The organism is Nonomuraea sp. NPDC050680 (assembly GCF_040654555.1).
GTDB lineage: Bacteria > Actinomycetota > Actinomycetes > Streptosporangiales > Streptosporangiaceae > Nonomuraea.
In genome coordinates, this window is sequence record NZ_JBFAIF010000010.1 from 170,212 (window position 1) to 196,430 (window position 26,219).

Genomic DNA, 26,219 nt, shown 5'->3' on the forward strand with positions numbered 1-26,219 from the left:
GCCACTTAAATCACCTTGTCATCAAAAGTCACAAAGAATTAGAAAGCGGAGGTGCTTCAGAGAACCGCGCTCCTGGGTGTCGTGATCACGGCCCTGATAGCGGCCGCCGCTCCGGCCCAGGCCGCACCGACGCCCGCTCCGTCGGCCACCCCGACCCCCGCTGCGACCCCGACCGCGGCCCAGCCCGCCGCGAAGGCCGGCCCGCCCAAGACCATCACCCTCATCACCGGCGACAAGGTCACCCTCCGTACGCTCCCCGACAAGCGGACCCAGCTGGACGTCCAGTCCGGCCCCGGCCGGGAGAAGATCAACTTCGTCCACCGCCGGGCCAAGGACGGGCTCAGCATCGTCCCCGTCGACGCGATACCGCTGCTGGCCGCGGGCCGGCTGGACCCCCGGCTGTTCAACGTCACCCGGCTCGCCGCCCTCGGCTACGACGACGCCACCAGCTCAGCGCTCCCGCTCATCGTGACGTACCCGGACCAGACCGCCGCCGCCACGCTGCGCGCCGCGGGCGGGCGCCCGCTGCCCGCGATCAACGGGATCGCCCAGAGCGAGCCCCGCGCCGCGGCCGGCACGCTCTGGAAGTCCCTGACCGCGCAGGCCAGGGCGGCGGCCGCGCCCGCGAAGGTCTGGTTGGACGGCAAGGCCAAGCTGTCCCTCGACGTCAGCGTCCCGCACATCGGCGCGCCCAAGGCGTGGGCGGCCGGTCACACCGGCAAGGACGTCACAGTCGCGGTGATCGACACCGGCTACGACCCTGGGCATCCCGACCTCCAGGGCCTGGTCGCCAAGGCGGAGAACTTCACCTCCGAGCCCGACGTCCGCGACCTCAACGGTCACGGCACCCACGTCGCGTCCACGATCGCCGGATCCGGCGCCGCTTCGGACGGCCGGTACAAGGGCGTCGCCCCCGGCGCCAAGCTGCTGATCGGCAAGGTCTGCGTGCAGAGCGGGGACTGCCCGGACTCGGCCATCATCGAGGCCATGACCTGGGCGGCGGAGAACGGCGCCCGGGTCGCCAACCTCAGTCTCGGGGAGCCCGACTCTCCCGGCGACGACCCGGTGGAACAGGCCGTCAACAGCCTGTCGGAGAAGTACGGCACGCTGTTCGTCATCGCCTCGGGCAACGACGGTCCGCAGACGGTCGGCTCGCCGAGCACCGCCGACAGCGCGCTGTCGGTCGGCGCCTCCTACCGCGACGACGACACGGTGGCGCAGTTCAGCAGCACCGGCCCGCGCGCGAGCGACGCCGCGGTCAAGCCCGACCTGATCGCGCCGGGCGTGGACATCGTCGCCGCGCGGGCCGCGGGCACCTCCGCCGGCTTCCCGGTCGACGACTCCTACACGGCGCTGAGCGGTACGTCCATGGCGACGCCGCACGTGGCCGGAGCGGCCGCGATCGTCGCCGGGCAGCACCCCGACTGGAAGGCCGCCCAGATCAAGGCCGCCCTGATGGCCTCCACCGCGCCCGGCGACGAGCTGGGGGCCTACGTCCAGGGCTCCGGCCGCGTCGACGTCGCCCGCGCCGTCACCCAGCAGGTCACCGCCGAGCCCGCCGCGCTGAGCATGGGCGACATCGAGCTGCCCAGCCCCGCGCCCAAGGAGAAGACGCTCACCTACCGCAACGACGGCGAAGCCGCCGTCCAGCTCAACCTGAGCGTGCTCGCCAAGGACGACAAGGGCGCGGCGGTGACGCCGTTCAAGCTCGGCGCCACGACGCTGGAGGTGCCCGCGCACGGCACCGCCCAGGTCAAGGTGACCGCCACGGCGGGCCCGACCGGCCTGTTCAGCGGTACGGTCATCGCCGCGAACGCCGATGTCTCCCTACGCACCGGCATCGGCATGCGGGTCGCGCCGGAGAAGCGCGCGCTCAAGCTGCGCTACACCGGCACGGACGGGCAGCCCGTCCAGAACGCCTTCGCCGGGCTGATCGACCTCGACACCGAGGAGCAGCGCAACTACGACATCTCCGGCGGCACGCTGGACCTCAGGCTGGACCGGGGCCACCGCTACACCGTCGTCGGCCTCATGTTCGACAATGACGGCACTCTGGTGATGTCCTCCGATCCGGAGTTCACCCTCGACGCCGACCGTACGGTCACCGCCGACGCCCGCAAGGCCAAGCCGGTGGACGTGCGTACGGAGGAGCCGACCGCGCGGCTGGCCATCGGCATGCTCGGCATGCTCCAGCTCATCGACAGCGGGCAGCCCCTCGGCGTGGACGTCGATCTGGCCGGCATGTGGGGCGCGGACCGCGTCGAGGGCATCAAGGCCATCCCGACGACGCGTACGGTGAGCAAGAAGTTCGCCTTCTACCGCTGGACCCAGTGGGCCAAGCCGAAAGGCGACGGCGGCTACGACGACAGCCCGTACTTCTACCACCTGATGAAGGCCGAGCCGCGGATCCCCGCCGACCCCGGCTACCGCCCGCGCCGCCGCGACCTCGCCGAGGTCGACTCCACCTATGCCACGCAGAACGACGTCAAGTTCGGCGAGCACTTCGCCCTGCCCGTGCTGTACGGGACCGAGCTGGCCTGGACGCCGTATGGCCAGGTGTCCCGCTTCCCGCTCCCGTTCCACCGGACCGAGTACTACACGCCAGGTGACACCGGCTGGTATCCCTCCTTCATCCAGTACCGGACGCCGCCGGACGGCTGGAACGACACCGACCAGTTCTTCTTCGGAAAGACCACCCTCTACCGCGCCGGCAAGAAGACCGACGACCAGTGGAACACCGGCGTCTTCGCCGCCGCGCTCAACCCCCGCGGCGACTACACCTGGCGAGAGGAGAACACACTGCAGTTCGCGGCCGGCCTGTTCGAGGACGGTACGTCCGATCGCATCTCCTACGGCGAGTACGCCGCTCCGCAGGCCCGGCTCTACCGGAACGGCAAGGAGATCTACGCCGCCGACTACCTGCCCGGCACGGTCGACGCGCCGGCGGAGACGAAGGAGAGCGAGTACCGGCTGACCATGACGGCCGAGCGCGTGCCGGCCCAGACCCAGGTGTCCACGCGGGTCAGCGCCGAGTGGACATTCAGCTCGAAGACCCCCCAGCCGGGCAAGCGGCAGGTGCTGCCGCTGCTGACTCTCAAGATCAATCCGGAGCTGGACGATCGCAACCGGGCCGCGGCCGGGCTCGCGCGCATCCCGCTGCGCGTCCAGCGTCAGGACGGCTCGCCCGATCTGAGGCTGCGTACGCTCACCGTGGAGATCTCCTACGACGACGGCCGCACCTGGTTGCCCACGCTGGTGCACCCGTCGGCCCAGGGCGCCTGGGCCGCCGAGACCTGGCACCCGATCAGCGCGCGCGGCAAGTTCGCCTCGCTGCGCGTCAAGGCCGTCGACACCGGCGGCAACGGCTTCGCCGAGACCATCACCAGGGCCTACAAGATCAAGTAGCCCGCGCGGACGCCCCGCCCCGCCTGGACAAGGCGCGGCGGGGCGCCTGCGTGTCCGTGTCCGTGTCTTGGCCGCGCGGGCTCCAGGCGGAACGTCACCGTCACGCGGGCTCCAGGTGGAACTGGTCGACCCGCTGCGGCACGACCACCGCGATCAGCGCGCCCAGCACCGTGGTGCCGATCAGCAGCCCGAACGCGGCCGCATAGGAGTAATGGTCGACCAGCCAGCCCATCAGCACCGGCGCGAGGACGCCCGCCACCTGCCCGCCGACGTTGACCACCCCCATTCCCGAGCCGATCACCGCGGGCGGCAGCGCGCGTACCGGCATGCCGAGGATCCCCATCATCGACAGCCCGGCCACCGCCATGGCCAGCGTCTGGAACAGCGTGAACCCGGCCGCCGTCTCCGCGCGCAGCATCAGCACCAACAGCACGGCGGTGCAGAGCAGCAGCGGGATGACGTAGAGCCGGCCCCGGTCGTGAAAGTAGCGGTCGAACAGCCAGCCGCCGAGGACGATGGTCACGGTCATCACCAGCCCGGGGATGGCCGCGTACAGGCCCGTGTTCAGCAGGGAGACGCCGCGCGCCTCCAGCAGGTAGCTGGGCACCCAGGTGATCATCCCGTACCCGAGCATGTTGGTCGCGCAGAACAGCGCCGCGAACTTCCACACCGCCGGTGCCCGCAGCACGGACGTGGGCGGGGGAGCGGAGCGGGACAGGTCGCCGGAGCCGTTCAGCTCGGCGGGCAGGGGCGGGGGGAGCAGCGCCCACAGCAGCAGCCCGATCGCCACGCCCGCGGCCGCCGTCACCCAGAACGTGGGCCGCCACCCGAACGCCAGCAGCAGCGGCGCCACGACCAGCGGCGCCAGGCCCGCGCCCAGCTGGGTGGCGGCCAGCATCGTGCCCGCCGCCGTGGCCCGCCGGGCGGGCGTGGTCCGCTCGGACAGCGCCTTGAAGGACGCGCCGGGGAAGATCCCCTGCCCCACGCCGAACAGCGCCCGGATCACCAGCAACGCGCCCAGCCCCCACGCCAGGCCGGTCAGCGCGGTGAACGCCGACCACAGCATGAGCGAGACGACGAGCAGCCTGCGCGCCCCGACCCGGTCGGCCAGCAGCCCGCCGGGGATCTGGCACAGCAGGTAGACCAGGGCGAACACGGTGATCAGCGTGCCCTGTTCGGTCTTGGTGAGCGCGAACTCCGCCCCGATGAACGGCAGTGCGACCGCCATCATCACCCGGTCGATGTAGTCGACGACCCAGACTCCCATGAGCAGGCCGACGGTGAGGGTGGCGGTCTTCCTGACGTCGAGCGTGTTCGTACTTCCCAAGGCGACCTCCGGCGGTGCGGGCGTTCCGCATTCTTCATACAGACCAGCCGGCGGTGCTCGGGACCGTTCGACGATTCGTCCGGAGAGGTGAACCTCAGGTGGCGTCGGTCAGGGCTTGGGTCATTCGGCCGAGCGTACGCTGCAGGTCGGCCAGCTCGCTCATCCGCAGCCCGGTGGCGCCGAGCACGTGCTCGGGCACCCGCAAGGCCGACTGCCGCAACTCCGCGCCCGCCCCGGTCAGCCGCACCACCACGGAGCGTTCGTCGTCGGCATTGCGTTCCCGTCGCACGAGCCCGGCCGCCTCCAGCCGCTTGAGCAGCGGTGACAGGGTGCCGGAGTCGAGCCGCAACGCCACTCCCAGCTCCTTGACCGTCACCGGCTCCCGCTCCCACAGCACCAGCATCACCAGGTATTGCGGATAGGTCAGCCCCAGCTCCGCCAGCTCGCGCCGGTAGAAGCCGTCGAGCGCGCGGGACGCGGCGTGCACGGCGAAGCACACCTGGTTCTCCAGCAGCAACGCGTTCATGACCCCAGCATACCCGGGGTTGACGGCAAGCAATTAAATTGTGCACAATCAAGTTGGACGCAACCAATAAGGAGCGATCATGAGCACTCTCTACACCGCCATAGCCACCGCGACGGGCCGCGAGGGCCGCGCCGTCTCCTCCGACGGGCGCCTGGACGTCACGCTGTCCCCGCCGAAGGAGCTGGGCGGCGCCGGCGCCGGCACCAACCCCGAACAGCTCTTCGCCGCGGGCTACGCCGCCTGCTTCGCCAGCGCCCTCGCGCTGGTGGCCAAGCGCATGAAGGTGGAGGCCGAGCAGGCGTCGGTCACCGCCGAAGTGGGCCTGGCCCCCAACGGCGACGGCGGCTTCACCCTGGAGGTCGCGCTCCGCGTGGAGCTCCCCGACCACCTGCAGGGCGAGACCGGCCGCGCCCTGGTGGAGGCCACGCACCAGGTGTGCCCCTACTCCAACGCCACCCGCGGCAACATCCCGGTCGCCCTCGTCATCGAATAGGTCCTGCCCCACCTCCTCACCGGCGACCTCCGTCCTTGGCGGGCCCGAGTACCACTGGCAGCACCACCGGTCCTTCGGTGATGAACGACGCGGTGTAGACGATCTGGTCCTCCCCGACTGCCAGGCGCAGCTCGGGGAACCTGCCGAACAGCGAGGACAGCGCGATGCGGGCCTCCAGCCTGGCCAGCGGCGCGCCCAGGCAGAAGTGCGGCCCGCGGCCGAACCCCAGATGCGTCTCCTGGCCGCGCGCGATGTCGAACCGCCCGGCGTCCCCGCCGAATCTGACCGGATCCGTCCCTGTGCCGGCGATCCCGACCACGATCGGATCCCCGGCCGGGATCGTCACCTCGCCGAGGCGCACGTCCTTCAGCGGGTAGCGGAACATGACGTTGATCACCGAGTTCCGGCTGCGTAACGCCTCCTCGACCACCTGCGCCCAGGCGTCCCGCGTACCTGCCAGGGTGAGCTGGTCCCGGTCCGCGCACAAGGCGATGACCGTGTTGGCGAGCAGGTGCACGGTGGTCTCGTGACCGGCGATCAGCACCAGCCACAGGATCCCCACCATCTCGCTGTCGGTCAGCCGGTCCCCGTCGTCCTCCTGCGCCCGGATGAGCCCGGTGGTGAGATCGTCAGCCGTATCGCCGCGCTTGCGGTCAATGAACTTGCCCAGGTAGGCGAGCAGGCCGGCCCCGGCAGCGCCGGCTTCGTCCGGGGTGGCGGTGTGGGACAGGAGCACATTCGTCCACTCGCGGATCTGGTAGCGCTCCTCCTCTGGCACACCGAACAGCTCGCAGATCACATTGACCGGCAACGGCTCGGTGAAATGACGGACGAGGTCCACCACCTCGCCGCCGTCGGGCAGCTGGTCGAGGAGTTCGTCCGTCATCTCCTGGATGCGCGCGGCGAGACCCTGCACGCGTGCCGGGGTGAAGGCCCGGTTGATGAGGCCCCGCAGCCGCCGGTGGTCCGCCCCGTCGTGGGTCAGCAGGTGATCGCCCTCGACGACCTGCCGCAGCGGCCAGTCAGGAGGGATGGTGCCGTCGTTCAGCGCGGGGCAGTTTCGGGCGTTCTTGCTGAAGAGCGTGTCGTCGTTGGCGAGGACCTCGTTCACCATGTCGTACGAGGTCACGATCCACGCTTTGACCTTGCCCGGGAGCTCGATTTGAACCACCGGCCCGTGCTCATCCCGAAAGCGGTGAATCGTGCTGGACGCCCGCTCACCGGGAACCGGGAGCCGCAGAGGAGAGGTAGTCACTGAGAGGCCTCCAAAAAGTGAAATGTCCTCCCAACTGTCCGCGATGAGCAAGATCCGGAAAAGACGAGTTAGATGTCACCGCAAGGTCCACAACACTTACCGGTCGCGTTCAGAGCCGGTCGGTGAGGTGGGTCAGGGTCGCCCCGAGGGGTGCGTCCAGGGTGAGTACGGCTTGGGCGTCTCCGCCGGTCGGCCCCTGGTTCACGATGGCGATCGGAATGCCGAGCTCGGCGGCCTTGCTGACGAACCGAAGGCCGGACCGTACGGTCAGCGACGATCCGAGGATCAGGAGTGCCCGCGCCGCCGCGACGCGTGCGAAACACTCATCCACCCGGGTCCTGGGTACGTTCTCCCCGAAGAACACCACGTCGGGCTTGAGAAGCCCGCCGCAGGCCGCGCAGTCCACCACCTGAAACCCTTCGACCTGGTCGTCGGAGAGTACGGTGTCGCCGTCGGGGTTGATCTGCCCGCTGGCCTCCCAGCCGGGATTGGCCGATCGCAGGCGGCTCTCCAGCTCGGTGCGGCGGGTTCGCTCGCGGCAGGACAGGCACACGACCCGGTCGAGCCCGCCGTGCAACTCGATCACCCGCCGCGCTCCGGCCGCCTGGTGCAGGCCGTCCACGTTCTGCGTGACGATGGTCTCGATCAGCCCGCGCTGTTCCAGCTCGGCCACGGCGCGATGCCCGGCGTTGGGTCTGGCCAGGCCGATCTGCCGCCAGCCGGCGTGGCTGCGCGCCCAGTATCGTTGCCGCGCCTCGGCGCTGCCGACGAAGCGCTGGTACGTCATGGGCTCGGCCTTCCGGGCACGACCTGTGGGTCCCCGGTAGTCCGGGATTCCCGATTCGGTCGACAGTCCTGCCCCGCTGAGCACCACCACGCCCCCGCCGGCCACCAACTCGATCAGCGAGGCGAGCGAAGAACGGCCGAGCGCGCTGCCGCGGGTTCCCACACTTTCGGTCACAGCACTATGGTGCCCGACGCGCCGCGACGTGCCGTATTCCGGTAACCGGAAAGGACACTCCGGTTGGGCTAAAGTGAGAGGCATGTCCACCGAGCCGTCTCAGATGTCGTGCGCGGCCGCCGAAGCACCCAGGCTGCCCGCCGAAGTCCCCGGGCCGCCCGCCGAAGGGCCCGGGCTGCCCGCCGAAGGGCCCGAGTCGCCCGCCGAAGCGCCTGGGTTGCGTGCCGATGCTTTGCACAACCGCAACCGCATCCTCGAGGCCGCTCGCGAGACCTTCGCCACGCTCGGACTGGACGTGCCGATGGTCGAGATCGCCCGGCGCTCCGGCGTCGGGATCGCCACCCTCTACCGTCGCTTTCCCACGAAGGAGTCGCTGGTCGTGGAGGTGTTCGCCGACGACCTCCACGCGTGCGCGAAGGTCGTCGACGACGCGCTCGCCGACCCCGACCCGTGGCGCGGCTTCCGCACCGTCATCGAGAAGGTGTGCGCCATGCAGGCCGTCGACCGGGGATTCACCGCGGCGTTCCTCTCGGCGTTCCCGGACGCGATCGCCTTCGAGCGTGAACGCGAATGTGCCGAGCGGGGGTTCGCCGAGCTGGCGCGGCGGGCCAAGGAGGCCGGGCGGCTGCGGGCCGACTTCGTCCAGGACGACCTCACGCTCCTCCTCATGGCCAACAGCGGCATCGTGACCGACTCGCCCGAGGCGGCGCTGGCCGCGTCCCGGCGGCTGGTGGCCTTCCTGCTCCAGGCGTTCCGCGCCGAAGGCGCCGACCCCCTGCCACCGGCCACCCCACTCGGCCTGGACCAGGTGCTCCGCCCACCGACGCCCTGAGCCCCGCAGACGCCCTGAGCCTGGGCGACGCCCTGAGCCCGGACGGCGCCCTGAGCCCGGGCGGCGCTCAGAGGCGGGCGGCGCTCAGAGGCGGGCGGCCTCTTCCAGGGCCTTGATGTCGATCTTCCGCATGCCCAGCATGGCCTTCATGACCTGCTGCGCCTTGGCCGGGTCGGGGTTGCCCAGCAGCTCGGGCAGCGCCTTGGGGACGATCTGCCAGGACAGGCCCCACCTGTCCTTCAGCCAGCCGCACTGCGATTCCGCGCCGCCCTCGGTGAGCTTGGCCCACAGCTGGTCGACCTCTTCCTGCGAGGCGCAGTCGACGTACAGCGAGATCGCCTCGGTGAAGGTGAACTCCGGGCCACCGTTCAGCGCGAGGAACCGCTGGCCCGCCAGCTCGAACGACACCATCATGGCCGTCCCCGCCGGACCTGGGCCGGCGTCGCCGTAGCGCTGCACCTCCAGGATCCGCGAGTCCTCGAACAGCGAGGTGTAGAACTCGGCCGCCTCTTCGGCCTGGTTGTCGAACCACAGGTACGTGGTGATCTTCTGCATGGTGCGCTCCTCCGAGTGCGGGAGTCCGGAACGGTGAGTCCCGTGCTGTCCTGTCACCAACGCGTCGAACGCGTCGACGGCGGATCGACACGGCGGAGCGAAATTTTTCCCTGATGTCGGGCGAACGTGTCGTCGCAGCTCCAGGGGCCAGCTCATGGCCTCCGGGGGCAGCTCAGGGCAGAGATGCCCGGACTCCGGCGATGATCAGTTCGAGGCCGGCGCGGAAGGAGCGGTCGCGGAGTTCTCTGGGCTGGGTGGCGATCGAGCGGGCCTGTTCCTCGGTCGTGTAGCCGTTGACGTAGGCCATGACGGTGTCCACGGCGGCGGCGGCCGTGTCCGCGGGAACGCCCGCGGCGGCCAGGGTGGCGATGAGGTCGTGGTAGAAGGCGACGGCCTCGCTGCCCGGGTTCTGGAAGGTGGACATGAGGCGGGCGCCGTCGCGGTGGGCCAGCATGAGCTCCCGCGTGCCGATCGCCAGGCCGCGCAGCCGCTCGTCCCAGGGCCCGTCGAGCGGCGGCACGGCCTCGCCCGGCGGGACGACCAGGTGCGCGACCATGGCGTCCAGCAGAGCCTGCTTGCTCGGGTAATGCCGGTACAGCGCGCCTGCTCGCACGCCGAGCCGGCTCGCCAGGAGCCGCATGGTGACACCGTCCAGGCCGACCTCGTCGAGCAGCTCGATCGCCGCCTGAAGCACCTGGGCGCGTCGCTGACTCATCGAATCCTCCAAGTCGTGGTTGACAATGCGGCCTCCCGTACGTGAACAATGTACACGTGAACGTTGTTCACGTCGGAACAGCGTCAGGAGACGGAGGGTGTCATGACCGAGCAAGGCGTGGGACGCGTGCTGGTGATCGGGGCGGGGCTCGGCGGGCTGACGCTCGCCCACGCGCTCGTCCGGGCGGGCCTCGACGTGCGCGTCTATGAGGCGGACGACGGCAGCGGCGAGCGGTTCCAGGGATACCGGATCGGGCTGGCGGAGCCGGGGCTGACCGCTCTGCGGGCGAGCCTGCCGCAGCGGCTCTACGAGATGGTCGAGGCCACCAGTGGCGGCCTGACCGGGCCGGGGCTGCTGTTCGACGAGCAATTAACGGTGCTCAGCCGTGACCTGGACGGGCCGGTGGAGGGGAGCAGGGCGGTGGACCGGCAGGTACTGCGGCGGATCCTGCTCGGCGACCTGGGCGACCGGGTCACGCACGGCAAGCGGCTGACGGGTGTCGCGGAGGGGGCGGGCGTGCGCTCCGCCCACGGTACGGAGGGAGCGGGCGGGAGCGTGACCGCGCGCTTCGCCGACGGCACGCAGGCCACGGGCGCGGTGCTGGTCGGCGCCGACGGCGGCAACTCCGTGGTGCGGCGGCACCTGGTGCCCGAGGTCGGGCTGGTCGAGTCGGACCTGTGCGGCGCGATGGGACGCACCACGATCACCGACCGCTTCCTGCGGCTGGTGCCGGGGCGCGGCACGATGGTGAAGGGTCGCGAGGTCACGCTGATGCTGGGGCGGATGCAGTTCGACAGGGAGCCGTCCGCGGCCGCCGCCGACCTCGTCCCCGGTCTGGACATGCCCTACCGGGACAGTTACGTACGGTGGGTGCTGCTGGTGCCGCCGGGGCACCCGGCGGCCACCGACCCGGGGTCCGCCGGGGAGGACGCGCGCGAGCTGGTGCTGGAGCTCATCGAGGGATGGCATCCCGACCTGCGCGATCTGGTGCGCTCCGCCGACATGAGCGCCGTCGGCCGGTCCAAGATCTATGACCGTCCGATGCCGCCCTGGCCGGTGGGCCGGATCACGCTGCTCGGTGACTCCGCGCACCTGACGCTGGCCAGTGGCGGGAACGGCGCGAACACCGCCATGCAGGACGCCGTTCGGCTGAGCGCCCGGCTGGCCGAGGCCCACCGAGGCGAGCGGGATCTGCTCTCGGCACTGGGGGCCTACCAGGACGACCTGCTCGAACGCGGGAACGCGGCGGTGCAGTTCGGCAAGGAGGCGCTGAAGAGGTTCGTCCCCCCGCGACCGCAGGAGACGCGCTGAAGAGGTTCGTCCTCCCGCGACCGCAGGAGACGCGCTGATCCGTATCACAGCCGTTCTATCGCAGCCGGGGCAGCACATCCCGGGCGTAGAACTCGAAGAAGGCGTCCTGCTGGGGGCCGATCTGGTTGATGTAGATCTCGTCGAACCCGGCGTCGACGTACTCACGGATTGACTTCAGGTGCGCCTCCGGATCGGGACCGCACGGGGTCGAGGCGGTGGCCTCCTCCTCGCTCACCATGCCGGCGAGCTCCTCGAAGTGCCGGGGGAGCGGCAGCAACTGCGACGCCTCACCCTTGATGCCCTGCGTCGGCCAGAGCCGGTGCACGGTACGGCGTGCGCTCGCCTCGTCGGCGGCGTGGCAGACCTTCAGGCCACCCTGAGCGGGTTTGCCCGCGCCGCCGGACTTGCGGAAAAGGTCCACCAACTCGGCGGTGGGCCCTGCGGAGATGTAGCCGTCGCCGATCCGGCCGGCCAGGGTGACCGCCTTCTCGCCGAACCCGGAGACGTACACGGGCGGCGGGCTGTCGGGAAGCGTATAGAGACGGGCGGTGTCGAGCTGGTAGTGCGTGCCGCGGTGGGTGACCAGCTTGCCGCTCCACAGCTCGCGCATCAGCTCGACCGCCTCCTCCAGCATCTCCAGGCGTTCGGCGGCCGGCGGCCAGCGCGAGTCGATGATGTGCTCGTTCAGTGCTTCACCGGTGCCTACGCCGAGCTGGAACCGGCCGCCGGTCAGCACCGCGCTGGTGGCGGCGGCCTGGGCGACGACGGCGGGATGGATCCGGACGAGCGGGCAGGTGACCGCCGTGGTGATCGGCAGCGACACGGCCTGGCTGATCGCGCCGATCACCGACCAGACGAACGCGCTCTGTCCCTGTTCGTCCAGCCATGGGTGGTAGTGATCGGAGATCCACAGGCTCTCGAAGCCGGCCCGCTCGGCCAGCACCGCCTGCCGGACGAGTTCCTTCGGATCGTGTTCCTCGCACCCCAGGAAATAGCCGAACTTCGTCATCTCACCACTCCTTTCCGTCGACTTCCTTCGACTTCCTTCGACTTCCTTCGACTTCCTTCGACTTCCTTCGACTTCCTTCGACTTCCTTCGACTTCCGTCAACGCCATGGCAGGCGCTACCCCGACGCAGATGGGCAAACATGATCGCTGAGGGGCGGGCATGCCAGGGCGGCGCCTGGGTAGGCGGTCATGACCGCTGGGCTGGAAGGAGCCGGCGGATCTGGGAGGAGCCACTGGAATGCCCGACCGCATCTCCGTTCCGTGGGGACCTCGCACGCCGTACGGCCGCTCGGAGGACTGGCCGGTCCGCGTGGACACCTGCCTCGACGAGGGCCTGACCGTGGCCGATGTGGACGCGTGGGCGCAGGCGGCCTCGGTTCTGCACTCCAACGGTGATGCCATGGACATCGCCGTCAAAGACGGGCGCGTCGCCGGCGTGCGGGGGCGCGCCGGCGATCGCGTCAACAAGGGCCGGCTCGACCCGAAGGACCTGTACGGCTGGCAGGCCGTCAACAGCGCCGACCGTCTCACCCGTCCGCTGGTCCGCGAGGGGGACACGCTGGTCGAGAGTGACTGGGACACCGCGATGAGCCGCGTCGTGACCCGCTCGAAAGAGCTGCTCGACGGGCCCGGCGGCTGGGGGCGGCTCGGCTTCTACACCAGCGGTCAGCTGTTCCTGGAGGAGTACTACACGCTGGCCGTGATCGGCAAGGCCGGGATCGGCACGCCGCACATGGATGGAAACACCCGCCTGTGCACCGCGACGGCCGCCGCCGCGCTCAAGGCCAGTTTCGGCACGGACGGGCAGCCCGGCTCCTACACCGACATCGACCACTGCGACGCGCTCGCGCTGTGGGGACACAACGCCGCCGAGACCCAGGTGGTGCTGTGGGAGCGGATGCTCGACCGCCGCCGCGGCCCGAGTCCGCCCGCGATGATCGCCGTCGACCCCCGCGACACCCCGGTGGCGCGCGAGGCGGACGTGCACCTGGCCGTCCGCTCCGGCACGAACCTGGCGTTGCTGAACGCGCTGATCCACCGGCTGATCGAGCGCGGCTGGTACGACCGGCGCTACGTGGACGAGCACACCCTGGGGTTCGAGCGGCTATGCCGGATGGTCGAGCCATGCCCGCCCGAGTGGGCGGCGGAGATCTGTGACGTGCCGGTGCGGCTGATCGAGCGGGCCGCGGAGATCCTGGGCACGTCCGAGCGATTGCTGTCCACGGTCCTGCAGGGCTTCTACCAGTCGAACCAGGCCACCGCCGCCGCCTGCCAGGTCAACAACATCCACCTGCTGCGCGGAATGCTCGGCCTGCCGGGAGCGGGTCTGTTCCAGATGAACGGCCAGCCCACGGCGCAGAACACCCGCGAGACCGGTGCCGACGGCGACCTGCCCGGCCTGCGCAACTGGGACAACCCCACACACATCCATGAGCTGGCCGAGCTGTGGAACGTCGATCCGTCCGTCATCCCGCACTGGGCTCCGCCCACCCACGCCATGCAGATCTTCCGTTACGCCGAGCAGGGGTCGATCAGGCTGTTGTGGATCTCGGCCACCAACCCGGCGGTCTCCCTGCCCGACCTCGCCAGAATCCGCCGCATCCTCACCCGAGAGAACCTGTTCGTGGTGGTGCAGGACGTCTTCCTCACCGAGACCGCGCGACTGGCCGACGTGGTACTCCCAGCCGCCACCTGGGGCGAGAAGCAGGGCACGTTCACCAACGCCGACCGTACCGTCCACCTGACGGAGAAGGCCGTGGAGCCGCCCGGCGAGGCCCGGCCCGACCTGGAGATCTTCCTCGACTACGCGCGGCGGATGGATTTCCGCGACCGCGACGGCAAGCCGCTGATCTCCTGGCGAGACCCGGAGTCGGCGTTCGAGGCGTGGAAGGCGTGCTCGGCCGGTCGTCCCTGTGACTACACCGGCATGACCTATGATCGCCTGCGCGGTGCCAGCGGCATCCAGTGGCCCTGCACGCCGTCATCGCCCGGCGGCACCGAGCGCCTCTACACCGGCGGGCGGTTCAACACCGATCACGACTACTGCGAGACGTTCGGCCAGGACCTCACCACCGGCGCCGAATACGGCCGCGAGCACTACGTGGCCCAGAATCCGGCCGGGCGGGCGTTCCTGCACGCCGAGCCCTACCATCCGTCACCCGAGGTGACCAGCGACGACTATCCGCTGCTGCTGACGACTGGACGGACCGTGTACCAGTTCCACACCCGCACCAAGACGGGCCGCGTCCCTCGGCTCAACGACGCCGCACCTGACTCGTGGGTGGAGATCAGCCCCGCGGACGCCGACGACCTCGGCATCTCCGGGGGAGACCTGGTGCGGGTGGAGTCGCCTCGCGGCGCCGTGTGGGCGCGGGCCCGGGTGTGCGGCGTACGGCGTGGCGTCGTCTTCGTGCCGTTCCACTACGGCTACTGGGACCACGACGCGCCGGGACCCGGCGCCTCGGCCGCCCGCGCCGCCAACGAGGTCACGGCCACCGGCTGGGACCCCGTGTCCAAACAGCCCATCTACAAGGTCACCGCCGTACGGGTGACAAGAGAGGATGAATGACCGTGTTCCTCGCCCACTACCTCGGCCTGCTGCACAGGTCGGAGCGCGAGTTGGCCGCAGCCTTCCGCGACGTGGCGGCGGACCACGGCGAGGAGCCGGATGTGGTCCGCACCTGCGAACGGCTCGCCGAGCAGTGCGACGACCACATAAAGCGGCTGGAGCCTTTCATCGAGCACTATTCGGAAGACGCCCCTGACGAGCCGCAGCGGCTGCACTCCACGCTTTTCTCCGGCACTCGCGGCGGCGGCCTGGGCCTGCTGCGCGATCTGCACGACTTGTACCTCATGGCGGCCGAATGCGACATCTCGTGGACGCTGATCGGCCAGGCAGCGCAGGGCGCCCGTGACAAGGAGCTGTTCGGGGTCGTCGGCGACTGCGAGGGCCAGACCGCCACCCAGCTGTTGTGGCTGCGCACCCGGATGAAGCAGGCCGCGCCACAGACGCTGGTGTGCGCGTAACGCTCGTTCCCTTGTTTGCCTGCTTCTGGAGTCTCTTGTCCGGTTCTGGGGCGACCTGGTCCGCGGCACGTTGCATCCCTGCTGCCCATCGCGTTCGCCGCGGCGCTCGTACTGGTCGCCGGAGGCGCCCGGTCGCTGCCGGACGCGCTGAAGTGACCTGCTCGTCTATTATTTTTTGGGCTTGTCATTGCCCCGACGGCCGGGCAGGCGCATGGTGAGCAGTCGCGCGCGGGGTGCGACCCGTTCGGCGAGGTTGAACAGCGCCTCGGTCCGGGTGCGGTCGGCGTCGAGGTGGGTGAAGAGGTTGACGCCCAGGTAGAACGTGATCGCCGCGTACGCGAGATCACGCGGTGGCAGCAGCCTGGCCAGTGGCGATCCGCCGATGACCCGCTCGAGGGCCTGCTCGATGAAGTCGATCCAGGGATCGGAGCGCGCGGTGATCTCCGCGCGGAGTTCGGGCCGGGCGATGCTCGCGCCGACCATTTCGGAGAATAGCGTGATGTGGCCGCCTTCGAGGTCGGCCCGGTAGATGGCGCTCGCGGTCTCGACCAGTTCCTCGAGGCTCTTGGCCTGGTCCACGGCCTGCCGGTAGGCGGCCATGCGCTGTTCCGACGAGCGGTCCAGGGCGGCGAGGAGCAGCGCGTCGACGCCGCCGAAGTGGTAGAAGACCAGCGCCGAGTTGACCTCCGCCGCCTTGGCGATGGCTCGCGCGCTGGTGCCGGCGTAGCCCTGGCTCCGGATCGTCTCGGCCGCGGCGTCGATGAGCCGGTCTCGGGTCTCCGCACCCTGCTGTTGCTTCTCGGCCACCCGCACCCCCGCTTGACAGATTCTCGCGTCCTCATCGTACAGTTTAATCGCCTGATTAAATCTACTGGTTAAGGGGATGACTGTGGAGCCTGAACGCCGGCCGCAGCTGAGGGCGCGGTGGACGCTGGCCGGAGTGCTGGTCGCGCTGTTCGCGGCGATGTTGCTCGACAGAGTCCTGCACGAGGGGCATCTGGAGCAGACGGCGCTGTTCTACGTCGGCATCCCGGCGGTGATCGCCGTCACCGTCGCCCTCACCGCCCGGCCTCGCAGCACCATCGGCCTGATCATGGCGTCCATCACCGTGGCACTGGCCCTGGCCGGCCCGCTGCTCGGGGAGGGGATCGTGTGCCTGCTCATGGCCGCGCCGCTGTTCTATCTGGTCGGTCTGATCGTCGGGCTGCTCATCGACGAAGTCCGGCGCCACCGGGGCAAGGGCCGGATGAACCTCTTCCTCGCGCCGCTTCTCCTCGTCGCCGCCGCGCTGGAGGGCACGGCGGTCTCGCTGCCCCGTGACAACGAGGTGAGCGTCACCGGGGCGCCGGCGGCGGCGAACGTCGAGCGGGCGCTGGCCGCCGAACCCCGGTTCGGGCCCGTGGAGTCGCGGTTCCTGTCGCTCGGCTTCCCCCGGCCGTTACGGGCCGAAGGCACCGGGCTGGCCGTCGGCGACACGCGGAAGATCTCCTTCACGCCGCGCCGTTCGCTGGGCATCGGGGCCCCCTTGGAGCCCCGGTCCATGACACTGCGGGTGAGTGAGCGCCTGCCGGGACGGGTGGTGTTCGCCGTGGTCGAGGACACCACCCTCGCCCGCTGGCTCGACCTGCGCCGGGCGACGTTCGACTGGCGAAGCGGCCATCTGACGGTGACCTTGGCCTACCGCCGTACCTTTGATCCGGGCTGGTACTTCGGCCCGCTGCAGAGCTACGCGCTCTCCGAGGCGGCCGGGTACCTGGTCAAGACGTTCACCTCGTTCCAAGCCGGATGAACGATCCCGCGCTCATCCGGGGCGTCGCGCTCTTCGTCCCGATGGCGGCCGTCTGGATCGCGGCGGCCGTACGGCGGCCGGGGGAGCGGGACCTCGCCGCGATCATCCTGGCCACGGCCTGGAACCTGGTCACCCTCGCGGTCGTGAACGTCGTCGCCGCGTACGCGGGCTGGTGGCGCTTCGCCGCCGAGGGCGCCGTGGTGGCGGGCGTTCCCGTCGATCTTCTGCTGGGCTGGGCGTTGCTGTGGGGCGCGCTGCCGGCGTGCGTGGCACGGGCGTACCCGCTGCCGCTGGTCCTGGCGGGGTTCGGCTGGCTGGATCTGGGGGTGATGCCGCTGGCCGGGCCGGTCGTGGTCCTGGGCCAAGGGTGGCTGTACGGGGAGGCCGTCGCGATCTTCTTCTGTCTGCTGCCCGGCCTGCTGCTGGCCCGCTGGACCGCCGCGGACCGGCGGCTCACCTGGCGCGTGTCCTTCCAGGTGGGCCTCGTGGGCGGGCTCATGCTCGGCTTGCCCTTCGCGCTGACCGGCGTTTGGCGGCAGCCGGAGTGGGTGATCGGGCTGCTGGGACAGGTCTTGGCCGTGCCGCTGCTGTTCGGGCTGGCCGCCGTCCGGGAGTTCGCCGTCGCCGGGGGAGGGACGCCGGTGCCGTACGATCCGCCCAAACGCCTCGTCACGAGCGGGCCGTACGCCTACCTGCGCAATCCCATGCAATCCGCCATGGCGGGCGCCTACCTGCTGCTCGCGGTGCTCGACCTCCGGTTCGCCGCCGCCGCGGCGAGCTGCGTCGCCTACGGTGCGGGGCTGGCCGCCTGGCACGAGGGGACCCAGCTCCTGTCGCGGTACGGCCAGGAGTGGACGGACTACCGAGACCAGGTACGCGCCTGGCTGCCCCGCGTCCGCCCCTACTCCGGCCTGCCGCACGCCGACCTCCACGTGGCCGCGACCTGCGAGCGGTGTGACGCGGTCGGCCGTTGGTTCGTCCGCCGGCGGCCCGTCTCGCTGCGGATCCTGCCTGCGGAGCGGCATCCGCGGGGCTTGCGCCGGATGACCTACGAACGTGCCGACGGGCTGCGCGCCCAGGGCGTCGCGGCCTTCGCCCACGCGGCCCAGCACCTCCACCTGGGCTGGGCGCTGCTCGGCTGGGTGCTCCTGCTGCCGGGGGTGGGGTGGTTCGCCCAATTGTGCGCGGACGCCTTCGGCGCCGGCCCCGCCCAGCCCAGTCCCGGGCCACCGAAGCTTGAGGCTCGCCCGTAACTGTGACCGGCATCACATTTTTCACCTGTCCCCGGAAGCAGGGTCTGTTCGTCCTATGGCCGACAAATCGGCTACGAGGAGGTTCAAGGTCATGAGTCTGGTGATCGTCATCGAGTTCGTCTCCCTTGACGGGATCATGGAGGACCCGGACGGGTCGGCCGGTACGGCGCAGGGAGGGTGGGCCTTCCGCTACGGACCCGAAAGCGTGGCAGGCGACAAGTTCGACCTGGGTGAGGTGCTGGACACCGGAGTCATGCTGCTGGACCGGGTCACCTGGCAGCTGTTCTCGCGCATCTGGGCTTCCAGGGAGGACGAGTTCTCGCAGAAGATGAACGCCATCCCCAAACTCGTCGCCTCACGCTCGCTGGACCGCGTCGACGGGTGGCGCAACTCCACCCTGCTGCGGGGGGACCTGGCCGACGAGGTGGCCAGGCGCAGGCAGAGCCAGGATGTCGTGGTCGCCGGCAGCGCTGGCATCGTCGATACGCTGCGGACCCACGACCTGATCGATCAATACCGGCTGCTGGTCTTCCCGGCGGTGCTCGGCGCGGGCCGACGCCTGTTCGACCAGCCCCTCGGTTTGGACCTCGCCGTCGCCGAGAAGGTCGGCCAAGCCGTCCGCCTCGTCTACGACCGCACTCCAGGGCGATCGTGGCCAGGAGCCGCGCCCGCGCTGCCTCAGCTCCGCCAGGCGAGAGCGCTCCGCACGGGCCCCGTCCTCCTCCGCGAACTCGGCGTAGGCGGGCCCGCGTCACCATCTCAGCGCCTCCTCCAGCCGCGTGAGCACGCCCTCGGGCGGGGCAGCGTCGCGGCCACCGCCTGCTCGAAACGCCAGGCGTCCACCGCGTCCGGCTCCGCGCGCAGCGCGTACCCCGGCCCCTCGGTGACCAGCAGCCGGGCCGCGGCGCGGGGCGGGCGCCGACGCCGTCAGGCGGCTCCGGCGTCGGTGGTCTCGCCGTGGGGCGGCTCGATGCGGTCGATGATCTGCTCGCTCCATGCACGGATGGTCGCGGCCTGCTCGGGGGTGAGCGAGTCGAGGAAGTAACGGCGGATGTTGCCGGCGTGCCCGAGAACGGCGTCCTGCACGATGCGGCACCCCGTGGCGGTCAGCCCGATCCGGGTGCGGCGGCCGCTGGGCCCGGCCTGGGTCTGCGCCACGAAGCCGCGGTTCTCCATGCGCGTCAGTTGGTGTGAGACGCGGCTCTTCTCCCAGCCGAGCGAATCAACGAGGTCGCCGACGCGCATCTCGCGGCCTGATGCCCGCCACAGCGTCACCAGCACGCTGAACTCCGCCTTGGAGATGCCGTGGTCGCGCTGCAGGCCGCGGTCGAGTTCCCGGTCGAGCAGACGCCGCGCGCGCATCCAGGTGTCCCAGAGGTCCCACTCGTCGGGTTCCAGCGTCTCCGCCATGGCGGAATCGTACCTGCTGAGCGGGAAGTTGACGCGACAACTCCACCACCTCTAAAGTTGACTTATCAACTTCTCGGAAGGACGCACATGGCTCTGAGAACACTGGTGCGTGGCGGCATGGTGGTCAGCGTGGACCCGGCCGTCGGGGATCTCCCGCGCGGTGACGTGCTCATCGAGGACGGCCGGATCGCCGCGGTCGCCACCACCGTCGACGCGGCTGACGCCGAAATCGTGGACGCCACGGGCAAGATCGTGATGCCCGGTTTCGTGGACACCCACCGGCACACCTGGCAGACCACGTTCCGTGGCATCGGTGCGGACTGGACGTTCGACCAGTACCGCGTCGCCATGCACGGCACGCTCCGGCCGCACTACCAGCCGGAGGACGTCTACCTGGGCAACCTGCTCGGGCGGATCGAGGCGCTCAGTTCGGGTGTCACGACCATGCTCGACTGGTTCCACTGCGCCGTCCGCCCAGAGAATGCCGACGCCGCGATCCAGGCGCTGCGCGAGGCACCCGGCCGCTCGGTGTTCTGCTACTGCGCCGCCGAGCCGGACATCGCACCAGAGATCACGCGCGTACGGGCGCAACTGCCCGACGACGGTATGGCACTGGGTCTGCGCGGGCCGCAACTGACCACGATGGACACCACCGCCGCCGATGTCGCGCTCGCGCGCGAACTCGGGCTTCGGGTGAGTGTGCACGTACACGGCGCCACCGGCTGGCCCAGTGGTCACCGTCCGATCGCCGACATGCGTGCGCGCGGGCTGCTCGACGACCGCACGACCATCGTGCACGGCAACGGCCTCTCCGACGACCAGGTGGCGATGATGGCCGACGCGGGCTGCTCGGTGTCGATCAGCCCGGACGTCGAATTGAAGATGGGCTTCGGCTGGCCGGAGACCGGCCGCATGCTGGCCGCCGGGATCCGCCCATCGCTGTCGATCGACGACTGCCCGTCCGCCGGCGGCGACATGTTCGCCGCCATGCGTACGGCCTTCGCCGTGCAACGCGGCCTGGACGGCGGCCTCACCGCACGTGACCTCGTCGAGTTCGCCACGGTGGACGGCGCCCGCGCATGCGGACTCGACGCCCGAACCGGCAGCATCACCGTCGGCAAGGACGCCGACCTGATCCTGCTCGACGCCGAGGACCCCTCGCTCTTCCCGGTCAGCAACCCTGTGGCCACGGTTGTCGCCGCCGGTCATCCCGGTGTGGTGGACAGCGTTTTCGTCGCCGGCAAAGCGGTCAAGCGGGACGGCCGGCTGCTCGGCGTGGACCTGCCGGCGCTGCGCGCACGGCTGCTGGAGTCCCGCGACCGCATCGCCGCGGCCGCCGGCATCCCGGTCGACGGATCATGGATGCCCTGACACGATGAGCGCATGGAGGCTGTCGACGCCGGTCGCTTCTCGTTGCCGTAGTAGCTCCTGACGACCTGCGCCTGACCGAGGGCCTGGATGACGCGCTCCCGCTGCGGTCCGGCCCAGGTTTCTCGTCGAGATACTTGCACCGCCCGGTCCCTGCGGTCGGGTGGGTTTGCTGGGAACCGCATCGTCGCCGACCCGACCACCGTGGGCTGGCCCACGCCTTCCCCGCTTACGACGCCCGAAGCAAGCCGTCGCATGATCGTGTGCGCGCATTCGTCGTGCCGCGCTACCCCCGCTTACGGAGTCGGACCGGAGCGCTGCAGGGCGAGCTCGTCGGTCAGGTCGGACGCGACTTCGACGGCGATCTCGATCGCTCGGGCTGCCAAGGGAGAGTGGGTACGGCCGGCCCGCCAGTGCAGGCAGATCTCACGTGGGGGAATGGCCGGTCGCAGCTCGTGGACGCGGAGACGGTCGTCGGACTCGGCGTCGGCAGCGTGGATGGCGAGCCACGGCAGCACCGCCGATCCCATTCCGGCTCGCACCATCGACAGCAGCGTCTCGTTGCCTGCCGTACGGAAGACGATCTTCGGGTTGGCGCCGGCGCGGGTGAATGCCTCCTCCATCCTGGGCTGGTCGCAGGTCGGCGGCCAGGCGACCAGCGGTGCGCCGTCGAGCTGGTCCAGCGGGACGGAATGCTCGGAGAAGGTGCCGCGCCTGGCCACCAGCAGGTACGGATCGTCGAGCAGCTTGACATGCTCGACGTCGCCGTTGAGGCGGCCGTCGTAGAACAGCAGGTCGAGATCGCCGATCTGAGGCGCCTCCGGCTCTTCTTCGGACAGCCGGATGTCGCAGCAGGGGTGCTCGTCGCGCAGCCGGCGTACGACGACCGGCAAGATCACCGTGGATACGCTCTGGAGGGTGCCGATGTCGATCCGGCCATCGCCGGCCTGGAACCGGTCCACGGCCTCGGCCAGGGCCGCCGCCTTGGCCAGCAGCTCGCGTCCGTGCTCGAGGACGACGGTGCCGAGCGGTGTGATCCGTACCGGCCTTGGCCCACCCGGTCGATCGAACACCGGGCCGCCGACAGCTCTCTCCAACGCGGCGATCTGCTGGCTCACGGTCGACTGGGTGTAGCCGAGGCGGGCCGCCGCCCGGCCGAACGAGCCCTCCTCGGCGATGGCGGCCATCGCGGCCAGGTGCCTCAGTTCGAGATCGGTCACGGGCCCCAGCGTACTGCCAATCATCGCTTCAAGCGATCGATTTGATCGCAAACAATCGCTTTTCACGATGGCTTCTGGCTCCTAGCGTAGCTGGCATGACGGTAATCACCGTTGCACCGACAAAAGCTCGAAACCCTTTCCGTTTCAGCAATCAAGGGAGAGCCCAATGAGCACATTCGTGTTGATCCACGGCGGAGGAGACGTCGGATGGTCCTGGCACCTGGTGGAGGCCGAGCTACGAGCGCGTGGGCACGACGTGCTGGCTCCCGACCTTCCGGGTGATGACGAGTCGAAGACCCTGACGGACTACGCCGACGCCGTGGTCGAGGCCGTCGGTGACAAGCAGGACCTGGTCGTCGTGGGCCACTCGTTCGGTGCGTTCACCGCCCCGCTGGTCGCCGATCGGCTGTCCGTCGATGTGCTGGTCCTCCTGGCCGGCATGATCCCGTCGCCGGGTGAGTCGCCGGATGAGTGGTGGGCCAACACCGGCTGTCAGAGCGCGGTGGAGGAGCAGGCCAAGCGCGATGGCGGTTTGACCGGCAGCGCGGATCCATTCGTGAGCTTCTACCACGATGTACCCCGGGAGCTGGCCGAGGAGGCGATGGGCAAGGAGCGCGACCATCCGTCCAGGGCCGCATCGGCCGCTCCGTGGCCGCTGGACGCGTGGCCGAACGTACCGACGAGGTTCGTGCTCTGCGGCGAGGACCGCTTCTTCCCGCCCGACTTCTTTCGCCGGCTGGTGCCCGAGCGCCTGGGTATCGTCCCCGACGAGATCGCGGGCGGCCACTGCGTCGCACTCAGCCGCCCCAAAGAGGTGGCGGACATGTTGGCGGGCTACGCGGCTACAACGTCTGCCACGAGGATCGAGCAGTGAACCGTTCACGTGTGGCAGCGCTAGCCTGTCGCCGCGAAGCCGTACAGCAGAGACCGGATGATCTCGTCGGGGTCGGGGAGGTCGAGGCTGAGCAGGCCACGGTAGGCCACGAGTCCGGCGAACAGGTCGGTCAGTAGCCACAGGTCGCTGTCCGGGCGGAGCTCGCCGCGTTCGATCGCCCTGTCGTAGACCGGCCAGGTCCGGGCCATCCGGTTGCGCATGCTCGTGCGGACGAGGTCGGCCACGACCGGATCGCGGCCGCTCTCGCCCAGGATCTGGCGGCTCAGCGCGGCAAGCCGATCATCCCGCCAGATGGCCAGCGTGTCCACGATCACCTGCCGCAGGTCGCCGGCGAGTGAGCCGGTGTCGGGGATGGCGACCTGGATGTCGAGCAGCTGGGCCAGCGCGTCCAGCAGCATGTCGCGCTTCGTCGCGTAGCGGCGGAACACGCTGGCGCGGCCCACGCCGGCATGTGCGGCCACCTCGTCCATCGTCACCTCCAAGCCGCGCTGAAGCAGCAGGTCCAAGACGGCGGAGCGGATCTTCGCATCGACGGCCGGATCGGGCCGGCGGCCTCTGGGGGGCGGGTTGCTCGACATTATGATACTTTCGATATCAGATACTTGGAGTATCAGAAAAGGGCAATGAGATGAGAATACTGGTTGTCGGCGCGGGCGTCGCCGGACTCGCCACCGCACGTGGCCTGGTCAGGGCGGGGCACGAGGTCGAGGTGTACGAGCGGGCGCCCATGCTCCGTACGGCGGGCGGATCCGTGACGCTCTGGAGCGGGAGCACCGGCATCCTGCGTGACCTCGGGGTCGACCTGACCGGCGTCGGGCGGCGCATCGACGCGATGGAGTCGCGTTCGCCCGACGGGCGGCCGATGCTCACCGTCGACGTGGCCGCCGTGGCCCGTCGTTACGGCACCCCGAACGTGCACCTGCCCCGCCAGCGGCTGGTCGAACGCCTCGCCGACGGCTTGCCCGACGGCGTGCTGCGCCTCGGCTTCACCTGCACGCATGTTGATCACGCGCGGGGCGAGATCACCTTCGCCGACGGCAGTACGGCGCGTGGCGACGTTGTCGTCGGGGCCGACGGACGCTCCTCGGTCGTACGCGGTCACCTCTGGGGAGCCGACCCCGGTCAGATCACCGAGTGGGTCACCTGGCAGGGGTTCGTCAAGGGCCCGCTCGACCTCGTCTCCTCCCATCGGGTCCTCATGATCGTTGGACGAGAAGGGCTCTGCGGCCTGATCCCCGCCGGGGAAGGGCTGCTGCTGTGGTGGTTCGACCATCGGGCCGACCACCGCGAGCCGCTGCCCGCCTCGCCCGTCGAGGCGCTGGCCGCGCGCTTCGGAGACTGGGCCGCGCCCGTACCCGAGGTACTCGCCTCGATCGGCGAGGTCGACCGTTTCACGCACCACCGCCATCGCGTGCCGAAGGTCTGGGGCCGGGGTTGTACGACGCTCGCCGGGGATGCCGCGCACTCCATGCCGCCGACGATGGCCCAGGGGGCGAACCAGGGCTTGGAAGACGGCTGGACCCTGGCCCGCGAGCTCGACGGTCCAGGCGCGGTGGTGGAGAGGCTGCGCCGCTACGAGCGGATCCGCTCCCGGCAGGCCGCCCGGGCGGCGGACCTGGCGGCCACCGAGAGCACCAACAAGTACCGGCCGCAGGCCCTCACGCGCCTGATCCCCGACGCGCTGGTCACGGCCGGCTACATCGCCTGGCTCCGCCGGGTCAGCACCTACCTCAGCACCGCCGCTGTCTGACCCCGCCCCCGCGCATCAATGGGGGCGCTCATCCGATGCTCATCGGCGCCCGGCAGGCTGAAGCCACCCCATCGGAAAGGACCGAACCATGACGCCTGCCATCGCCGGCTTCGACTACCAGCGTGTGCCTGTCGCCGACGGCGTGTCCCTGAACGCGGCCGTCGCGGGCTCGGGCGCGCCCATCGTGCTGCTGCACGGCTTCCCGCAGACCCACCTGATGTGGCGGCATGTCGCCGCCGACCACTTCCGGTGGTGGGGCTCGGCACGCTGTACCTGTTCGACGCCGTCGTGTTGCCGGCCGTCATATACGCGATCGTCAGGTTGCCGCCGATCCTGCCCGACCCGGCCCGCCCGGTGTCGCGGGCCGGGTCGTCGTACGGCATGTCCAAGTCGTACGGCATGTCCAAGTCGTACGGCATCTCAGAAGAGGGCGCTTCGACGGTGCGGCGTGATCGGCGGCCGTCGATTCTCGGGCAGACGTTCGCCGGGTTCCGTTACCTGCTCAGCAGCCGGGTGCTCGTGGCACTGCTGGCGGTGGACCTCGCCGCGATGGTCTTCGGGATGCCGGCGGCGCTTCTTCCGGAACTGGCGCAGCGCACCTACGGCGGCCCGGTGGGAGGAGGCTTGGAGCTGGGACTGCTCTACGCCGCCTATCCGGCCGGTGTCTTCGTGGCCGGGCTGATGTCGGGGACGTTCACGCGCGCCCGCCGTCACGGTGCCCTGATGGCATCGGCCGCCGCCTCCTGGGGAGGAACCGTCGTCCTCCTCGGGTTGGCGCCGCGGCTCTGGCTCGCGCTGACGGCCCTCCTGCTCGGCGGTGCGGTGAACTTCGTGCTCAGCACCTTCCGTAACGCCATCTCCCAGGCGTACACCGACGATGCCATGCGCGGCCGGATCCAGGGAGCTCTCACCGTCGTCCTCATCGGTGGCCCGCAGCTGGCCAACCTGCTGCACGGGAGTGCCTCGGCGGCGTTCGGCCCGCGGGTGACGATCTGCGTCGGCGGGCTGCTCACCGTGGCGGCCGTCGCCCTGATCGTATGGGCGGTGCCTCAGCTGTGGCACTACGCCGCCCCAAGGACAGATCACCGTCTCGCCAGGCGCTTGACCGGGCGCCTATAG

Annotated in this window: 24 protein-coding genes and 1 pseudogene; 14 read left to right on the top strand and 11 right to left on the bottom strand. The window is 70.2% G+C overall.

What is annotated here, in order from left to right:
- The first annotated feature begins 51 nt into the window (after positions 1-51).
- Positions 52-3,405 (top strand): S8 family serine peptidase, encoded by a 3,354-nt coding sequence (locus AB0H88_RS30140; RefSeq protein ID WP_357650282.1) that lies wholly within the window; start codon positions 52-54, stop codon positions 3,403-3,405.
- 100 nt (positions 3,406-3,505) lie between these two features.
- Here AB0H88_RS30140 and AB0H88_RS30145 read toward each other — a convergent pair whose 3' ends face one another.
- Positions 3,506-4,732 (bottom strand): MFS transporter, encoded by a 1,227-nt coding sequence (locus tag AB0H88_RS30145; RefSeq protein ID WP_357650284.1) that lies wholly within the window; start codon positions 4,730-4,732, stop codon positions 3,506-3,508.
- Positions 4,733-4,826: 94 nt separating this feature from the next.
- On the bottom strand, positions 4,827-5,258 hold the full coding sequence (locus tag AB0H88_RS30150; RefSeq protein ID WP_357650287.1) for a MarR family transcriptional regulator: 432 nt from the start codon (positions 5,256-5,258) through the stop codon (positions 4,827-4,829).
- Positions 5,259-5,337: 79 nt separating this feature from the next.
- Here AB0H88_RS30150 and AB0H88_RS30155 point away from each other — a divergent pair, with 79 nt between their 5' ends.
- Positions 5,338-5,751 (top strand): organic hydroperoxide resistance protein, encoded by a 414-nt coding sequence (locus AB0H88_RS30155; RefSeq protein WP_357650289.1) that lies wholly within the window; start codon positions 5,338-5,340, stop codon positions 5,749-5,751.
- 16 nt (positions 5,752-5,767) lie between these two features.
- Here AB0H88_RS30155 and AB0H88_RS30160 read toward each other — a convergent pair whose 3' ends face one another.
- On the bottom strand, positions 5,768-7,006 hold the full coding sequence (locus tag AB0H88_RS30160) for a cytochrome P450 (RefSeq protein WP_357650292.1): 1,239 nt from the start codon (positions 7,004-7,006) through the stop codon (positions 5,768-5,770).
- A gap of 109 nt (positions 7,007-7,115) precedes the next feature.
- A complete protein-coding gene (locus tag AB0H88_RS30165; protein ID WP_357650294.1) occupies positions 7,116-7,967 on the bottom strand; it encodes an NAD-dependent protein deacetylase in 852 nt (283 codons plus the stop codon).
- Between the two features lie 82 nt (positions 7,968-8,049).
- Between AB0H88_RS30165 and AB0H88_RS30170 the strand changes: the two genes are divergently transcribed.
- The gene (locus tag AB0H88_RS30170) at positions 8,050-8,799 is read left to right on the top strand and encodes a TetR/AcrR family transcriptional regulator (RefSeq protein WP_357650297.1); all 750 of its coding nucleotides are present in this window, start codon (positions 8,050-8,052) and stop codon (positions 8,797-8,799) included.
- An 84-nt stretch (positions 8,800-8,883) separates the two neighbouring features.
- On the opposite strand, the gene AB0H88_RS30175 is transcribed toward AB0H88_RS30170, so the two are convergent.
- Entirely contained in the window at positions 8,884-9,354 is a 471-nt protein-coding gene (locus AB0H88_RS30175) for a VOC family protein (protein WP_357650299.1), read from the bottom strand.
- A gap of 172 nt (positions 9,355-9,526) precedes the next feature.
- Positions 9,527-10,069: a TetR/AcrR family transcriptional regulator C-terminal domain-containing protein gene (locus AB0H88_RS30180; protein WP_357650301.1), complete on the bottom strand. Its 543-nt coding sequence runs from the start codon at positions 10,067-10,069 to the stop codon at positions 9,527-9,529.
- Positions 10,070-10,171: 102 nt separating this feature from the next.
- On the opposite strand from AB0H88_RS30180, the gene AB0H88_RS30185 reads away from it, so the two are divergent.
- Positions 10,172-11,380 carry an NAD(P)/FAD-dependent oxidoreductase gene (locus tag AB0H88_RS30185; RefSeq protein WP_357650304.1) on the top strand — a complete coding sequence of 403 codons (1,209 nt, stop codon included), beginning with the start codon at positions 10,172-10,174 and terminating at the stop codon, positions 11,378-11,380.
- A 55-nt stretch (positions 11,381-11,435) separates the two neighbouring features.
- Here the strand turns inward: AB0H88_RS30185 and AB0H88_RS30190 are convergent, their stop codons facing one another.
- Positions 11,436-12,389, bottom strand: coding sequence for an LLM class F420-dependent oxidoreductase (locus AB0H88_RS30190; RefSeq protein WP_357650306.1), 954 nt, complete (start codon positions 12,387-12,389; stop codon positions 11,436-11,438).
- Between the two features lie 237 nt (positions 12,390-12,626).
- Between AB0H88_RS30190 and AB0H88_RS30195 the strand changes: the two genes are divergently transcribed.
- Complete coding sequence (locus AB0H88_RS30195; protein WP_357650309.1) at positions 12,627-14,957, top strand: molybdopterin oxidoreductase family protein; 2,331 nt, start codon at positions 12,627-12,629, stop codon at positions 14,955-14,957.
- On the top strand, positions 14,954-15,415 hold the full coding sequence (locus AB0H88_RS30200) for a hypothetical protein (protein ID WP_357650311.1): 462 nt from the start codon (positions 14,954-14,956) through the stop codon (positions 15,413-15,415). The genes AB0H88_RS30195 and AB0H88_RS30200 overlap by 4 nt, the downstream gene beginning before the upstream one ends.
- A 168-nt stretch (positions 15,416-15,583) precedes the next feature.
- Here AB0H88_RS30200 and AB0H88_RS30205 read toward each other — a convergent pair whose 3' ends face one another.
- Positions 15,584-16,222: a TetR family transcriptional regulator gene (locus AB0H88_RS30205; RefSeq protein ID WP_357650314.1), complete on the bottom strand. Its 639-nt coding sequence runs from the start codon at positions 16,220-16,222 to the stop codon at positions 15,584-15,586.
- 82 nt (positions 16,223-16,304) lie between these two features.
- Here AB0H88_RS30205 and AB0H88_RS30210 point away from each other — a divergent pair, with 82 nt between their 5' ends.
- The 3 genes from AB0H88_RS30210 to AB0H88_RS30220 all read left to right on the top strand — a co-directional run bounded on the left by AB0H88_RS30210 (position 16,305) and on the right by AB0H88_RS30220 (position 19,502).
- Entirely contained in the window at positions 16,305-17,204 is a 900-nt protein-coding gene (locus AB0H88_RS30210) for a hypothetical protein (protein ID WP_357650316.1), read from the top strand.
- Positions 17,201-18,457: an isoprenylcysteine carboxylmethyltransferase family protein gene (locus AB0H88_RS30215; protein WP_357650319.1), complete on the top strand. Its 1,257-nt coding sequence runs from the start codon at positions 17,201-17,203 to the stop codon at positions 18,455-18,457. Before AB0H88_RS30210 ends, AB0H88_RS30215 begins: the two co-directional genes overlap by 4 nt.
- A gap of 91 nt (positions 18,458-18,548) precedes the next feature.
- On the top strand, positions 18,549-19,502 hold the full coding sequence (locus tag AB0H88_RS30220) for a dihydrofolate reductase family protein (protein WP_357650321.1): 954 nt from the start codon (positions 18,549-18,551) through the stop codon (positions 19,500-19,502).
- Here AB0H88_RS30220 and AB0H88_RS30225 read toward each other — a convergent pair.
- On the bottom strand, positions 19,385-19,867 hold the full coding sequence (locus tag AB0H88_RS30225) for a MarR family winged helix-turn-helix transcriptional regulator (RefSeq protein ID WP_357650323.1): 483 nt from the start codon (positions 19,865-19,867) through the stop codon (positions 19,385-19,387). The genes AB0H88_RS30220 and AB0H88_RS30225 overlap by 118 nt on opposite strands.
- An 87-nt stretch (positions 19,868-19,954) precedes the next feature.
- On the opposite strand from AB0H88_RS30225, the gene AB0H88_RS30230 reads away from it, so the two are divergent.
- The gene (locus AB0H88_RS30230) at positions 19,955-21,238 is read left to right on the top strand and encodes an amidohydrolase family protein (RefSeq protein WP_357650325.1); all 1,284 of its coding nucleotides are present in this window, start codon (positions 19,955-19,957) and stop codon (positions 21,236-21,238) included.
- Positions 21,239-21,531: 293 nt separating this feature from the next.
- Here the strand turns inward: AB0H88_RS30230 and AB0H88_RS30235 are convergent, their stop codons facing one another.
- A complete protein-coding gene (locus AB0H88_RS30235) occupies positions 21,532-22,455 on the bottom strand; it encodes a LysR family transcriptional regulator (protein ID WP_357650328.1) in 924 nt (307 codons plus the stop codon).
- 166 nt (positions 22,456-22,621) lie between these two features.
- Here AB0H88_RS30235 and AB0H88_RS30240 point away from each other — a divergent pair, with 166 nt between their 5' ends.
- Positions 22,622-23,329 (top strand): alpha/beta hydrolase, encoded by a 708-nt coding sequence (locus tag AB0H88_RS30240; protein WP_357650330.1) that lies wholly within the window; start codon positions 22,622-22,624, stop codon positions 23,327-23,329.
- Positions 23,330-23,349: 20 nt separating this feature from the next.
- Here the strand turns inward: AB0H88_RS30240 and AB0H88_RS30245 are convergent, their stop codons facing one another.
- Positions 23,350-23,928 (bottom strand): TetR/AcrR family transcriptional regulator, encoded by a 579-nt coding sequence (locus tag AB0H88_RS30245; protein WP_357650332.1) that lies wholly within the window; start codon positions 23,926-23,928, stop codon positions 23,350-23,352.
- 50 nt (positions 23,929-23,978) lie between these two features.
- Between AB0H88_RS30245 and AB0H88_RS30250 the strand changes: the two genes are divergently transcribed.
- The 3 genes and pseudogenes from AB0H88_RS30250 (at position 23,979) to AB0H88_RS30260 (ending at position 26,219) form a co-directional block, all read left to right on the top strand.
- Complete coding sequence (locus tag AB0H88_RS30250; RefSeq protein ID WP_357650334.1) at positions 23,979-25,100, top strand: FAD-dependent monooxygenase; 1,122 nt, start codon at positions 23,979-23,981, stop codon at positions 25,098-25,100.
- Positions 25,101-25,188: 88 nt separating this feature from the next.
- Positions 25,189-25,341 (top strand): annotated as a pseudogene (locus tag AB0H88_RS30255) (alpha/beta hydrolase); the annotation flags it as partial.
- Positions 25,342-25,352: 11 nt separating this feature from the next.
- Positions 25,353-26,219: an MFS transporter gene (locus AB0H88_RS30260; RefSeq protein WP_357650336.1), complete on the top strand. Its 867-nt coding sequence runs from the start codon at positions 25,353-25,355 to the stop codon at positions 26,217-26,219.